Genomic DNA, 14,402 nt, shown 5'->3' with positions numbered 1-14,402 from the left:
GCGCTCAAAGCTCTCTCTTTGACGATGGCTCGACCCCATTGTCGAGTGAACGATTTCGCTGCACGCCCTCGCCTCGCCGATCTCGGTCAGCGGGCATGCGCGAAACGGGTAATCCTAAGTGTGAGACCCTAGCGGGTGCGCACTGGGACGTTACGAATCAGCCAATCCATCGAGCGAACCGTTTTATGTTTAGTGTCACGGCAAGCAGCGGCCCAGTTGCCGCTGCGAAAAAGAAGAAATATGTACGCGCGGTCGGGCCGCGGTTACGCAAACTGTTGTACGTCGTTTTTGCGCTCGTCGCACTGCTGTACGCCAACTCGGGATACCTTTCGCTAATCACGTTCCTCGAGTGGAAGAACAACGAAACGTACCAAGATTATTACTACCAATACATGTTCCTCGCCCATTTGGTGATGGGGCTGCTGTTGATTGTTCCGCTAGTCGTGTTCGGGTTGGTCCACATGTGGAACACTCGCACGCGGCGAAACCGTCGAGCTTTGAGGATCGGGTATGCGCTGTTTGCCACCAGTCTACTGATTCTGATCAGCGGCTTATTGCTGATGCGAGTCAGTGGGTTTGACCTGAAACAGCCCATCGCCCGCAGCACCGTGTACTGGTTGCATGTGGTGTGTCCGCTGATCGTGATTTGGCTGTATTGGCTGCATCGTTTGGTGGGACCAAAAATCAAATGGCGAGTCGGGCTGGGGTTTGCGGCCGCCGCGGCGGTTTCCATCCTGGCACTTGCGATTGCGCAAATGCAAGATCCGCGAAACTGGAATGCGGTTGGACCAAGTTCGGGGACGCAATACTTCGAGCCATCGTTGGCCCGCACTGCAAGCGGTAATTTCATCCCTGCGAACACGATGATGCAGGACGAATACTGCTTGAAATGCCATGCCGATGTGCACAAAGCGTGGAGCGACAGCGTTCACCGGTTCAGCTCGTTCAACAATCCGCCCTATTTGGCAAGCGTCACAGGTACCCGCGCCCTTTCGATGCAGCGAGACGGTTCGGTCCAAGCATCACGTTGGTGTGCCGGTTGTCACGACCCGGTGCCGTTTTTCTCGGGGGCGTTTGACGATCCCGACTTTGACATGCTCGGACACGCGACATCGCAGGCAGGGATCACGTGTACGGTTTGTCACGCGATCACGCACGTCAATAGCGTCAAAGGCAATGCCGACTATACGATCGAAGAACCGCTGCACTACCCGTTTGCGTTCAGCGACAACGCGGCGCTGCAGTGGGTCAACAACCAATTAGTCAAAGCCAAACCGTCGTTTCATAAGAAGACATTCTTGAAACCGTTTCACAAGACCGCCGAGTTTTGTTCGACATGTCACAAAGTGCATTTGCCGTTGGCACTGAATCACTACAAAGACTTTCTTCGCGGACAAAACCACTACGATTCGTACTTGTTCAGCGGCGTTTCAGGCCACGGTGCTCGCAGTTTCTATTACCCACCGAAAGCTCAGCACAATTGCAATGAATGTCACATGCCGCGGGTCGCTTCGGACGATTTTGGAGCACAAGTTGATCCGGCCACCGGACTGATGAGTGTTCACGACCACATGTTTCCATCGGCCAACACCGGCATCGCATGGCTTCGCGGCGCGGATGATGTGATCGAAGCGCATCGCGAATTTCTCAAGGACAATGTTCGGGTCGATTGGTTCGCTCTTCGCGAGGATGGCGAGATTGATGGCAAATTGACCGCTCCGCTGCGTCCCCATGTTCCGGCGTTATCGCCAGGCAAGACCTATCTGTTGGACGCTGTCGTGCGAACGTTAAAGCTCGGGCATTTGTTCACTCAAGGAACGGTGGATTCGAATGAAGTTTGGCTCGAGGTCACCGTCACCAGCGGCGATCGTGTGATCGGTCGCAGCGGCGCGGTCAATCCAGACAAGTTCAACGAAGTGGATCCGTGGGCCCATTTCTTGAACGTGTTCATGCTGGACAAAGACGGAAATCGAATCGACCGCCGCAACGCGGAAGACATTTTTACGCCTCTGTACAACCATCAAATTCCGCCTGGTGCGGCCCAGACGGTTCACTACGAATTGCAGTTGCCCGACGATTTGGACGCGCCGGTGACCGTCGAAGTCAAGGTCCAGTACCGGAAATTTGACCAACGCTACATGAACATCGTGGCAAACGTCAACGAAGAATTAGGGCAGATCATTCGCGGTCATGAACCAGGCAAAGAGTACCGCAACGATCTGCCCATCGTGACGATGGCATCCGATTCGATCACCTTTCCGGTCGCAGGCGTGCAGGCCGAAGTGAGCAATCCCAAACGCGATATCCCCGAGTGGCAACGCTGGAACGATTATGGCATCGGACTGCTGCTGAAAGGGAAGGCCGAGTTGAGGCAGGCCGAAGAAGCGTTCAAAGAAGTCGAGAAACTTGATCGTTACGATGGACCTCTGAATCTGGCTCGTGTGCTCAACACCGAAGGGCGCCTGGACGAAGCGGTCCAGGCACTCAACCGAGCCAATCAGTATGCGGACCAGCCGGACTTTCCACGTTGGACTTGGGCGTGGCTGTCCGGCGAAATCAATGCGCAACAAGGCCGTTTGGAAGAGGCGGTGCAGAACCTTCGCAGCGTGCTCGAAGACAATACCGAAGAAATGCAGCGACGCGGATTTGATTTCAGTCTGGATATCGAAGTCATCAATCTGCTTGGACAAACGCTGTTTGATCTCAGCAAGGTTCGCGAACGGCAAGGACGCCAAGAAGAGTCACGGCAATTTGTCAACGACGCGATTCAGCAATTCAAGACGACCCTAGAGATCGATCCTGAAAACGTATCGGCTCATCACAATCTGCAGCAGCTATACGAAAAGATTGGCGACGAAACGCTGTCCGAAAAACACAGCAAACTGCATCTGCGATACAAACTCGATGACAATGCGCAAAGTCGAGCGATTCGATTGGCCCGCGAAAAATATCCCGCTGCCAATCATGCTGCCGAAGCCGTGGTGAAGTACTCGCTGACGCGTGCTACGGAATGAGGGGCGTTGATCGCTCCGCGATCTCACGTCGGCGCTGAAACCGTGTTTTGATCACGGACAACGTCAAATCAATTACAAACCCAACTTTGACTCAATATGAATAAGAACACTTTGGACAACCATCCTTCGGAAAGCCAAGACGAAACCGAGCATCTTGATGATGCCGCGATTGGACACGCATTTCGAATTTCGCTGGTCGCAATCGCAATCTTGATTGTCGTTGGCGGCGTTGCCGTTTACCTGTTTTCACGACCTGAACCGCCCCCGGAAGTTCGTGAGACCAAATTGGCACCGGTGAAAATTCGCGAGGCGTCCCCGCTACAGCTACCGAAGGTAATGTTTACCGATGTGACGGAACAGGCGGGCATCGACTTTGTTCACAACAACGGAGCGACGGGCGACAAATTGCTTCCCGAAACGATGGGCGGCGGTTGCGCGGTGTTCGATTTTGATGCCGATGGTGATCAAGACCTGTTGTTCGTCAATTCGATGAATTGGCAATGGGATCTGGACGACGGCGATGCGGATGGTCGAGCGGAAAGCACGATGGCATTGTACCGCAACGATGGCGGCACGTTTTCTGATGTCACCGAGGGATCGGGGCTGGACGTTTCCGCGTACGGAATGGGTGCCGCCGTGGGCGACTATAACAACGACGGAAAGGTGGATGTGTTTATCACCGCGTTGGGAAGCAATCGGTTGTTCCGCAATCAAGGCGAGGGTAAGTTCGAAGAGGTGACACAGTCTGCGGGCGTTGCGGGAGACGATGACCGCTGGAGCACCGGGGCCGGTTGGTTTGACTACGACAACGATGGCGACTTGGATTTATTCGTCGCCAATTATGTCCAGTGGACTCGGCAATACGATCAAGCTCAAAACTTTCAACTGGTCGGTGGTGGGCGTGCTTACGGACGACCCCAGAATTTCGAAGGCACGTTCCCTTACTTGTATCGCAATGATGGCGATGGTCGATTCACCGACGTTTCCGCCGACGCAGGCGTCCAGGTGCGTAATCCGGCAACAGGGGTGCAGTTGGCCAAATCATTGGGGGTCGCCATCTGTGACCTCGATGAAAACGGTGCGCTTGATCTGATCGTGTCCAATGACACCGTTCAGAATTTGCTGTTCCGCAATACCGGCGACGGCAAGTTTCAAGAGTTTGGGGTGTTGTCGGGGATTGCGTTTGATTCGGGCGGGAACGCGCGTGGGGCGATGGGGATCGACATTGCGCCACTGCGCAATGACAAAGCAATGGCGGTGGCGATCGGAAACTTTTCCAACGAGATGACCGCGTTGTACGTTTCCAAACGAGGTCGAATGCAATTTTTTGATGAAGCCATCTCCACCGGGCTCGGGCCGAGCACTCGATTGGAGTTGACCTTTGGGATTTTCTACTTTGACTATGATTTGGATGGCCGCTTGGATCTATTTTGTGCCAACGGGCACCTGGAAGAGGATATCAACCGAGTGCAACCGAGTCAGCACTACGAACAGCCGCCGCAACTGTTTTGGAACGCCGGTTCGACACAGGGGACGGAGTTTGTCAAAGTCGATGCGGGGCACTGTGGTGAAGACTTGCTCAAGCCGATGGTCGGGCGAGGTGCCGCCTATCTCGATTTTGACAATGACGGCGATTTGGATGTGTTGGTGACGGCGACCGGACGCAAGCCACGGTTATTACGAAACGACCTCGATCTGCAGCACCATTATGTTCGCTTTGAATTGCACGGCGATGGCATCCACTGCAATCGCGATGCGATCGGGGCTTGGGTCGAATTGACTGTCGCCGACAAGGTGTTTCGTAAACAAGTGATGCCGACTCGCAGCTATTTGTCCCAAGTCGAGTTGCCGGTCACGTTTGGATTGGCGGACGCCGAGTCGATCGATAACGTGACGATCCAGTGGCCCGATGGACAGCGGCAAGAAATAGGATCGGTCGACATCGATCAAACGCATACGGTGCACCGAACCCCATAAGGTTGTTCGGTTGCGATACGGCTTTCGATCCGAATCAGGCGGTGACGTCGTTCAGCACCACGAAAGATTCTTCCGCCGGAGCTAGTCTCGGCGGTGAGAACACTTGGTAACGTCTTAGGGCAAGTCCAATTCCTCGTTCCTATCGGACAAACCGGACGGAAGCGAATCCGCTACTTCTTCTTTTTGCCGCGAGGCTTCTTTTCGTTGTTGCCACGTTTGGTGATCGAGATGACGTCGGAGCCTGCCAGCATGATGCGGCGGCCATCTTCGGTTTTGATCGCCAGCTGCTGTGATAGAATGTCTTGTCCAAGTACCGTTGCACTGCCGTCACGAGTCAAGATTTGGCTGCCCACCGGTGGCAGCTCGGCAGCCATTTCTTCGTAGGTATCAAATTCGTATCGCAGACAACATTTCAAGCGACCACAACGGCCTGAGATTTTTGTGGGGTCCAGCGTCGCTTTCTGTAGTTTCGCCATCCGCATCGAAACCGGTGGCATTTTGCTGAGGTGGTTTGCACAACAGATCGGTTGTCCGCAATCTCCATAATCGGCCAACAATTTCGCTTCGTCACGTACGCCGATCTGCCGCATTTCGATGCGGGTTTGGAAATGACCCGCCAAATCACGAACCAGCTGACGGAAATCGATCCGCTGCTCGGCCAAATAGTAGACCACCATCCGCTCGCCACCCAAAATGCGTTCGGCGTCGACGACGTCCATCTGCAAGTTCAAGCGGTTCGCCAACTTTTGGCAGATTTCGATGTCCTCGTGCGTCTTCGACTCGAGGTGCTTCCACTGATTTTGATCATCGGCGGTCAAGGCACGCACAATCGACCCTTCCGTCGGTTCGGCCAGATGATCTACCGCCGCGGGCGTGGCCTCGCAAAGCACCGTCCCGATCTCGGTGCCTCGCGTGGTTCGTACCACCACCTGATCCCCGTAACGAAACGACTGCTTCGCCCGCATCACGCCCAGCAAACGCATCGACCCACAACGGACAACGTATTCGAGTCGTCCAGAGTTCGCGTTGGGCTGGGTTTCGGTTTCGGAAGGGGCGTTGGACATATTGAGAGAAAATCGAATGCGTTAGACGCGTATTGGACGAGGTGAGAGAAGAGGCACAGTTTAATCGCGATGGTTTGATTGTAGCCGAAGCGAGTGTAGCTGCATTTGATTTTTCAGCGAAGTACGTCAGACCGGAGACTGGATCACCCTCTGCCGGTGGCGTGAGCCACCGGCTAGTGGAGGTGGAGAAACATAGCCCAGCGGGCGACACACTCGCGGTTGGTGTGCCGGCCTCCGGCCTGACGGCGACACAGGTCGCCTCTAAACCGTTGGCTCGCGTCAACGGCATGTCATGATTCGGCCTTCCGCCCAAGTCGAACGCGTTGCTGCAATCCGGTTCAGCCGCGCCGCAAAATTGTTTTCGCGGGCCGAAAGTCTTGGCGACTTTCGCTACCTATTTCTTTTCGGCAGGTTTGCTTTCTTCGGGCTTCTTGTCCGCAGGCTTCTTGTCTTCCGCCTTTTTATCCGCTGCTTTCTTTTTCGCTTTGGGTTTTTCAGCCTTCGGTTTCTCTGCCTTCTTCTCTTCTTTGGCCATTTCCTTCTTTTCTTCAGGCTTGGCTTCTTCCTCAGGCTTCACCTCTTCCTCGGCTGGCTTGTCGACGACCGGTGGTAGTGGTTTACTCCAGCTTTCGGATTCCTTGACCACGACAATGCCGTCTTTGCGAGTTCCCACCAACAGCGTCTTGTCGTCGTGGAAAGACAACGCCCATGCGCCGCTCTTCGCTGGACTGGCATCCGATCCGACCTCGTTTGCTTCGTTTTGCATCGGAAGGAAAATTTTTCCACTTAGATCCGCCGCAGCGACTCGTCCGTCTTTCGAGACGGCCATCTCGGTGATCCAGTCGCCTGCTCGCGTCAATCGCGTCGGCTTGGCATCCGCTTTGGCTTCGCATTGATACAAGTTGCGATCGCCGCTGCCGACCAACAGTTTTTCGCCTGCATAAACGACGCTCCACGCCGGTTGGTCGCTAATTTTGATCTTGCCGCTGACCGTCAACTCGGGCCACTGGATCAAATGAACTTCGCCCCCGCCATCGGCTGCCGCAATCTGCTTGCCGTCCGCCGAAAACGCCAACGCGGTCACCGCTTGTCCAGCCAACTCGAGGGTCTTGGTGACTTTGTTTTCTGCCAGATCCCAAACCATCACCTTGCCCGCTTCGTTGCCCGCGACAATTGATTTGTCATCCGGAGCAAACGTCAACGATTGGCACCATCGCTCGAGTGCTTTTTCGTGGGTCTTGGCTTCCTTTGACTCGACATCGTAAACCACCAGATTGCCACGGTAATCAACACTGGCAATCGTCTTGCCGTCCGCGGTCGCGTCGACACACCACACCGCCGCAGGGTGGCTGTACAGATCCGTCAGACTTTTCGGATCCGAAGCCGAGAACGATTTCACCTTGGCTTCACGCAACAACAGCCCATCGGCAGTCGCGGCAACGTAAGTATCGCCCGCCAGCGGCGCGATCGAAGTCACCCACAACGAAGCTGCGTCGTCCTTGGCGTTTTCTTTCTTTTCCGCAGGGTCTTCCGCGTTGCCCACGGAAACGCCGAGGACAATCAGTAGTGTCGTCAGACAAACCAAGTCAACAAGTCGTTTGTTCATCAAATTCGCTCGTGTTAGGTAGGAAGGGAGAGAGGAGATAGGGAGGGAGACGAATTGGTTTGCAAGGTTCCGAGACGCGAACCGTCGACGCGTCGAGCATCAATCGGCTTTGTCCGGCACCTTTTCCAAGATGTCCAGCAAGACTTGGTCCGGCTGAACCCCTTCGGCCTGCGCTTCAAAGTTCAACAGCACGCGGTGCCGCATCGCGGGCAAATAGACGCGGCGGATGTCTTCAAAGCTGACATTGTATCGGCCGTCTAGCAGCGCTCGGACTTTTGATGCCAGTGCCAATGTTTGGGCACCCCGGGGGCTACTGCCCCAGCGAATATAGTCGTTGGTCGCCTTGACGCTGTGTGCTCCGTCGGGATGCGTCGCCAACGTCAATCGCACCAAGTAATCTTGCACATGAGGGGCAAGGATCACCTCGCGGACCAGCGATTGCCACTTCATGATCTCGGCACCATCCATCACCTTTTCGATTTCCGTTTTCACTCGGCGAGTGGTGCGATCAACGATTTCGTTCAAATCTTCGCGAGAACTGTAACCGACCACCAATTTGAACAGAAAGCGGTCCATTTGAGCTTCCGGCAACGGGTACGTACCTTCTTGTTCGATTGGGTTTTGGGTTGCCAGGACGAAGAAGGGTTTGTCGAGCGTGAATCGCTGGCCCGCCGCCGTCACGGTTCCTTCTTGCATCGTTTCGAGCATCGCGGATTGCGTTTTGGGTGTCGCTCGGTTGATTTCGTCTGCTAACAAGATTTGAGTGAACACCGGCCCGCGTTGAAACTCGAACTGGCGACGGCCATGTTCGTCCTCGTTGATCATGTTCGTGCCCAAAATATCGGCGGGCATCAAGTCGGGGGTGAATTGGATACGGTTAAAGTCCAATTCGAGGACTTCGGCAAGCGTTCGCACCAACATCGTTTTACCGAGACCGGGAACGCCTTCGAGCAGACAGTGACCGCCACACAACATCGCCGTCAACACGCCGTGAACGATGTCGTCGTGACCGACGATCACGCGGCCGATCATGTCACGCACGGCTCCGTAACGACTACGAAACTCATCCGCTTGGCTCTGCATCGACTCGACAGTGGTGCTCATGTTGCGTTTGGCAATGTGTGGAGAAACGAAATGACCGGACACTCGGTGCCCGATTCTAACGAAATTCCACGCCGCGTGGGGCAACCCACCCCATCATTTTTGTAAGGGCAAGATGGGGGCTAGGCTTCGAGGTTGTCATCAAACCAAACCTCAAAAGTTCCCAAAATCCCCAGAACACAACCTCCGCATCCGCTATCGCGAATCGCGTTTAGGGCGGCTCAACTGAACCAAGTTGTTTTCGGCTTTGGTCGCAGGATTTTTGGGGCAATGACCACATCCTACCGAGTCGGCGGGATTGCGGCTGAGCCCCTTGCGAATGGTTGAAACCATCGCTCGCAATAACCATGCGGCGGCAGCCAAGACGATGCCGATCGAAATGATGGTTTGCCAATCGATCACGATGCCATGCTCTCCCCTAGAAAAAACGCGTGCCGACTTGATAAGTCAACATGGCACCAAAATACGCCAGCACGGTCATGTAAGAAAAACTGAGCACCGGCCAGAACCACGAATTGGTTTCTCGTTTGATCACCAACAGCGTGCTGACACATTGCGCACACAACGCAAAGAAGACCATGATCGAAAGCGCCACCGGCACCGTGAACACCGGTCGGCCATCGGGCCATTTCGAGGCTCGTAGTGCCGACATCAATCCTTCGTCCTCTTCGTCGACGTCGCCGCCAAGACTGTAGATCGTTCCTAGCGTCGCGATGATCACCTCGCGTGCCGGGAAACTGGCGACCGCGCCGACTCCAATTCGCCAGTCCCATCCGAGCGGCTTGACCACCGGTGCGATCACATGACCGATATGTCCGAGCGCACTGTTCTCCAATAGCGACGCACTCAACACGCGATGCTCGGCTTCGAGCGTTTCTATTTTCGCTGCGATCTCGTCAAGTTCGGGCGATTCGGTGACGATCTCCGGCTCCGCTGCCAATTCACTTGCCGGCGATTCACTTGCGGCGACCTGGATCGATTCGAGCCGTTCGAGTTCTCGTTCGATTTCAAATTGTCGCGAATGGTCTCCTGGCCAAAAACCAGCGAACCAGATCACGATCGACGCCGCAAAGATCATCGTGCCCGCACGGACCACAAACGCCTTGCTCGCTTCCCAAACGCGCGAAAACAATACGCTCGCCGAAGGAACTTTGTACTCAGGTAGCTCCAACACAAACGGAGCGACTTCGCCTCGCAGCAGTGTTCGTTTCAGTAACCAAGCCACTGGAATCGCCACCACAACGCCGACCAAATACATTGCCATCAACACGAGCGCCTGAGTCGACATGAATCCGCCGACGTAGCTGGCGCTTGGAATGAAGGCGCCGATCAACAGCAGATAAACGGGCAATCGAGCGCTACAGCTCATCAGCGGCGCGACCATGATCGTGGCAAATCGGTCGCGGCGGTTTTCGATCACGCGAGTCGCCATCACGCCCGGCACCGCACACGCAAACGAACTCATCATCGGCAAAAACGACTTGCCGCTCAAACCGAACAACGTCATCACGCGGTCGACCAAAAAGGCGGCCCGCGCCATGTAGCCGCAATCTTCCAGCAGTGCCAAGAAAAAGAACAGTAGCGCGATTTGCGGCAGAAAGATCAAAACGCCACCGACGCCTGCGATCACCCCGTCCACCAACAAGCTTCGCAGCATTCCTGGCGGCACGATCGCCGTCACCCAATCCGATACCAGTCCGGTGCCATATTCGATCGCATCCATCGGATAGGACGAAAACGAATAGATGCACTGGAAAATCAGGAACATCATCGCAAAGAAGCAAACCAGTCCGACCACGCGATGCGTCAACACCGCATCTAACCAATCGGTCGCGTTTCGTGGTTTTGCGAGTTTGGTCGAAACGACATCCTGCAGACTACGGGCTGCCCACGAGTAGCGAGCGCTGCATTCCATGTCGATGGGATCGCCCACCTTTTCAGCCAATTTTTCTCGTGCCGCGCTGATCGCTGGCAACACCGCAGCACCTAGACTGCGGACCGCTCGTCGTTCCGCTTCGCCACCGCGATCCAACAGCATCCGCTCGATCAAATACTGGTCCGGCAAAACCGATTCGGCTGCCGCCCGCTGCGAAAGCGATTCGGTGGTGCAGGCACGCGAAACCAGTTCGCTCCGCAATTCATCGCAGACTTCGTAAAACTCGCTGGGCAGCGGACGGTCACGCTTGCTCATCTGTACCGATTCGCTGTCGGCTTGTTCAAGTTCTCCGCGGATCGCGGACTTTAAATCGGCGATGCCAGTTCGCCGCGATGCGCTGGTGCAAACGACCGGAACGCCAAGGTTTTTGGACAATTGATCGACGTCGATCACAAAGCCACGGGCGTCGGCCGTGTCGATCATGTTCAATGCGATGATCGTCGGTTTGCCAAGCTCGAGCACCTGGCTGACCAAGAACAAATTTCGCTGCAGCACGGTCGCGTTGACAACGCAAACAATCACGTCGATCGGCGATTCGGATTCGACATCCCCGGTCAACACTTCGACCGCAACCAATTCGTCGGGGGATCGAGGAGCCAAGCTGTACGTGCCCGGCAGGTCAACCAGATCGATCACGCGGCGGTCGCCGCTGGAATCGGAGCCGCCTAGATCGCAGCGTCCAATTTTCTTTTCAATCGTGACGCCGGCGTAGTTGCCCGTGCGGACATTCATCCCCGCGAGTGCATTGAACAGGGTGCTCTTGCCAGTGTTGGGATTGCCAACGAGCGCGACGCGGGAGGTTACCTTTGCAACCGTCGTTCCCGCCGAGGGCAAAGTAGGATTGGCGGAACTCGCCATTGATTTATTCTACGTCCAAGAAAGGTCGTGCCGAGTGAAAGAAATACTCAGGCACTGAGGAAGGAAAGCGGGCAGAGGGCGTGGTCATCGGGGTCTGACGCAATGCGAAACAAAGCAATGCGAAATGAACGAGGTCACTACGATACCAATGCGGGTTCGGCAATCGGTTCAATATAGACACGACGAGCTTCGCCACAACGAACAGCAATCCGGCTGCCCTGGACCGAGCATTTCAACGGATCGCCCAGCGGCGCGGAGCGAAGGAATTGAACCGATTGACCAGGGACAAATCCCATCTCTCGCAATCGGGATGCAATGCCATCAAATCCGTCGATGCGGACAATTTTGGCCATTTGCCCCGGTTGCAGCTGATCAAGTGTCGTCACAGTCACGCCTTATCCTTTTATTGAGAATCAGTCTCAGTAAGCCTGATTGTGAACATCTCGCATGGGGTTGTCAAGACAGCCGAAGCATCCCGCGTGCGTGCACCCCGGAACGATGGCCGTAAAAATCGTCCACGAATTGCGTAGCAGCCGGGGAGTGCGGAAGCGACGTGAGCGTTTTGGATCGTTGGGTGCATTTATCGAAACTCTTGACGACCTGTCGCGACGATTCTCTCGCCGCCGATTCGAACCGGAAGCGAAGAATCCACCCGGAATCGCCTGCATGCCCTACGTTTCCTCGCGACGGGACACTACAACCAATGGGATTGCGGTAGGTGGTCTTACGACCGGTACCGTTGCCTTGGTTGCCCAAAATCCCAAAATCCAAAAATCCCCAATCACTTTTCACTTATGTCCGATCTCGACATCCTTTTCGAAGACAACCACCTGCTGGTCATCAATAAACCAGCCGAACTGATCACGATGGGGGCAGAGACGGGGCCCACGCTGCACATTTACGCCACCGAATACCTTCGCAAACGCTACAACAAGCCGGGCCGAGCGTATTTGGGGATCGTCAGCCGATTGGATTCGATGACCAGCGGCGTGATCGTGATGGCGAAAACCAGCAAGGCAGCATCGCGGTTGACACCCCAGTTTTCAGGTCAAGGCAAGGATCTCGCCTCGAAAACCTACCTCGCCGTACTCGAGGGATGTTTGGACGCCGAGTATGGCGAGCTGGTTGACCATGTTGCCAAGAACGACGCGGCCCGTCGCATGGAAATTGTGCCGAAACAGCGTGATGGGGCGCAGCTCGCTCGGCTGCGATACGTCTGTCTCGCCGCCACGCCCGATGCATCGCTCGTCGCGGTGCGGTTGTTGACCGGACGCAAACATCAAATTCGGCTGCAATTCGCCCATCTCGGTTTCCCTGTTTGGGGCGACCGGAAATACGACGCCAGCAACCCATTCGAATCGGGGATCGCGCTGCATAGCTGGAAACTCGAAATCACCCATCCGACCCTCCGCGAACGAGTCGGCTGGTCCGCGCCGCTTCCCGAATCGTGGCAGAAATTTGGTAAGCTAATTCCATCGCGACGAAATCTTGTATTGGACAATTCGATGGAAGCGAAACTGGGAACGCCCGAACAGCGGTAGTCAAAGTTGCCATAGATGTAGCGGAACTCGTCAACGGCTTGTTGATTTAGTCGTACGATGGACTTCCTAGTCCGTCGAATACACCATTGACGGACTAGAAAGTCCATCCTACACCCTTTGCCGCAGGAAACTTCATTTAATCAACAAGCCGTCAAGAGTTTCGATTGGCTCCGGGGAGACTAATGCTTCCCGAAAAAACTGGCAAAACACGAACGCCCGTGAAGCGGCCTCATTGGCAGAGCGAAAGCCGACGGTGCGGCTTGAAGTGAGTAGGCGAAAGCGGTAGTTATGACCAAAAAGAAGTCGTCACAAATCAAACACGCCGCCAAACCACAACTTTGGCCATCCATGATCATCTCTGGAGGCCAAACCGGGGTCGATCGAGCCGGGTTGGACGTCGCGATCGCGTTGGGGATTGGTCATGGCGGTTGGTGCCCGGCAGGCCGCTTGTCCGAAGACGGCAGCATCCCCAGTCGCTATGAGTTGCAAGAGATGCCATCGAGCGACTATCCCGCACGGACCGAGCAAAACGTGATCGACAGTGACGCGACCTTGATCTTGTACGAAACGAAACTAGGTAGCGGCACGCGATTGACGCGGCGGATTTGCGATCGGCTTGGCAAAGCGTATTTGTTGGTGCGGTTACCGGTTGACCAACCCGCAATGATTGCCAGCTGGCTTGCCAAGCAAAAGCCTGCGACGCTGAACATCGCCGGACCGCGTGAAAGCACGTCCCCCGGCATCTACGAACGTTCGTTTGCTTTTCTGATCGACGTTTTCAATGAACATCCCTGACACTGTCCTGCAGCTCAAACCGCTTGTCGACACAGGACTTTGTGTGCTGATTTGGTTGGTCCAGTGGATCATTTATCCCTCGTTTGAATACTGTGATCCCGATCGATTCCAATCGTGGCACCGGCGCTACACCCAATTGATCTCGTTCTTTGTGATCCCGCTGATGTTCGCACAACTCGGGCTGCACGGTTGGGCGATCGTGTCGAATCCAAGTATCGCCGCTGGGTTCGCGATCTTCGGTATCGTTATCGCCTGGGTATCAACGTTCACGCTCAGCGTCCCCTGCCACAATCGCTTGCAGCAACACGGTTACGACGTTGCCACGATTCGCCGTTTGGTCCACACCAATTGGATTCGCACCGTCGCCTGGACCGCCGTCCTTGCAAGTAACCTTTTCTCGTAGCTGCCTTCGCCAGCAGGTGGTGGTTCGTATTGGCCGGCCACCCTCCACGCTCTGGCGAGCGTAGCTACCTTTGCCAGAAGGTGGTGATTCACATTTGGCCGGCAACC

General features: G+C 55.3%; 11 protein-coding genes. 5 read left to right on the top strand and 6 right to left on the bottom strand.

Translation table 11 applies throughout. The features are described 5' to 3' along the window. The first annotated feature begins 185 nt into the window (after positions 1 to 185). Both ABEA92_RS04265 and ABEA92_RS04260 read left to right on the top strand, forming a co-directional pair. Positions 186 to 3,014, top strand: a complete 2,829-nt coding sequence (locus ABEA92_RS04265) for a tetratricopeptide repeat protein (protein WP_345682567.1) — start codon at positions 186 to 188, stop codon at positions 3,012 to 3,014. 96 nt (positions 3,015 to 3,110) lie between these two features. After that, positions 3,111 to 4,991, top strand: coding sequence for a CRTAC1 family protein (locus ABEA92_RS04260; protein WP_345682566.1), 1,881 nt, complete (start codon positions 3,111 to 3,113; stop codon positions 4,989 to 4,991). Positions 4,992 to 5,161: 170 nt separating this feature from the next. On the opposite strand, the gene ABEA92_RS04255 is transcribed toward ABEA92_RS04260, so the two are convergent. The 6 genes from ABEA92_RS04255 to ABEA92_RS04230 all read right to left on the bottom strand — a co-directional run bounded on the left by ABEA92_RS04255 (position 5,162) and on the right by ABEA92_RS04230 (position 11,942). After that, on the bottom strand, positions 5,162 to 6,055 hold the full coding sequence (locus tag ABEA92_RS04255) for a PSP1 domain-containing protein (RefSeq protein ID WP_345682565.1): 894 nt from the start codon (positions 6,053 to 6,055) through the stop codon (positions 5,162 to 5,164). Between the two features lie 394 nt (positions 6,056 to 6,449). Next, positions 6,450 to 7,661 (bottom strand): WD40 repeat domain-containing protein, encoded by a 1,212-nt coding sequence (locus tag ABEA92_RS04250; RefSeq protein ID WP_345682564.1) that lies wholly within the window; start codon positions 7,659 to 7,661, stop codon positions 6,450 to 6,452. Between the two features lie 99 nt (positions 7,662 to 7,760). Next, positions 7,761 to 8,765: an AAA family ATPase gene (locus tag ABEA92_RS04245; RefSeq protein ID WP_345682563.1), complete on the bottom strand. Its 1,005-nt coding sequence runs from the start codon at positions 8,763 to 8,765 to the stop codon at positions 7,761 to 7,763. A gap of 192 nt (positions 8,766 to 8,957) precedes the next feature. Next, positions 8,958 to 9,164 (bottom strand): hypothetical protein, encoded by a 207-nt coding sequence (locus ABEA92_RS04240; protein WP_345682562.1) that lies wholly within the window; start codon positions 9,162 to 9,164, stop codon positions 8,958 to 8,960. 16 nt (positions 9,165 to 9,180) lie between these two features. Further along, positions 9,181 to 11,556: a ferrous iron transport protein B gene (gene feoB, locus ABEA92_RS04235; protein ID WP_345682561.1), complete on the bottom strand. Its 2,376-nt coding sequence runs from the start codon at positions 11,554 to 11,556 to the stop codon at positions 9,181 to 9,183. Positions 11,557 to 11,693: 137 nt separating this feature from the next. Continuing rightward, complete coding sequence (locus ABEA92_RS04230; protein WP_345682560.1) at positions 11,694 to 11,942, bottom strand: FeoA family protein; 249 nt, start codon at positions 11,940 to 11,942, stop codon at positions 11,694 to 11,696. A 408-nt stretch (positions 11,943 to 12,350) separates the two neighbouring features. On the opposite strand from ABEA92_RS04230, the gene ABEA92_RS04225 reads away from it, so the two are divergent. The 3 genes from ABEA92_RS04225 (at position 12,351) to ABEA92_RS04215 (ending at position 14,295) form a co-directional block, all read left to right on the top strand. After that, positions 12,351 to 13,097 (top strand): RluA family pseudouridine synthase, encoded by a 747-nt coding sequence (locus ABEA92_RS04225; protein WP_345682559.1) that lies wholly within the window; start codon positions 12,351 to 12,353, stop codon positions 13,095 to 13,097. 288 nt (positions 13,098 to 13,385) lie between these two features. Next, positions 13,386 to 13,892, top strand: a complete 507-nt coding sequence (locus tag ABEA92_RS04220) for a putative molybdenum carrier protein (protein WP_345682558.1) — start codon at positions 13,386 to 13,388, stop codon at positions 13,890 to 13,892. Further along, positions 13,879 to 14,295: a hypothetical protein gene (locus ABEA92_RS04215; RefSeq protein ID WP_345682557.1), complete on the top strand. Its 417-nt coding sequence runs from the start codon at positions 13,879 to 13,881 to the stop codon at positions 14,293 to 14,295. Before ABEA92_RS04220 ends, ABEA92_RS04215 begins: the two co-directional genes overlap by 14 nt. The last annotated feature ends 107 nt before the right edge of the window (positions 14,296 to 14,402 follow it).

This window comes from Novipirellula caenicola (genome assembly GCF_039545035.1).
In the GTDB taxonomy this organism is placed as follows: domain Bacteria; phylum Planctomycetota; class Planctomycetia; order Pirellulales; family Pirellulaceae; genus Novipirellula; species Novipirellula caenicola.
Note: the sequence above shows the minus strand (reverse complement) of the source record. Positions and strands in the feature narration are given on the sequence as shown.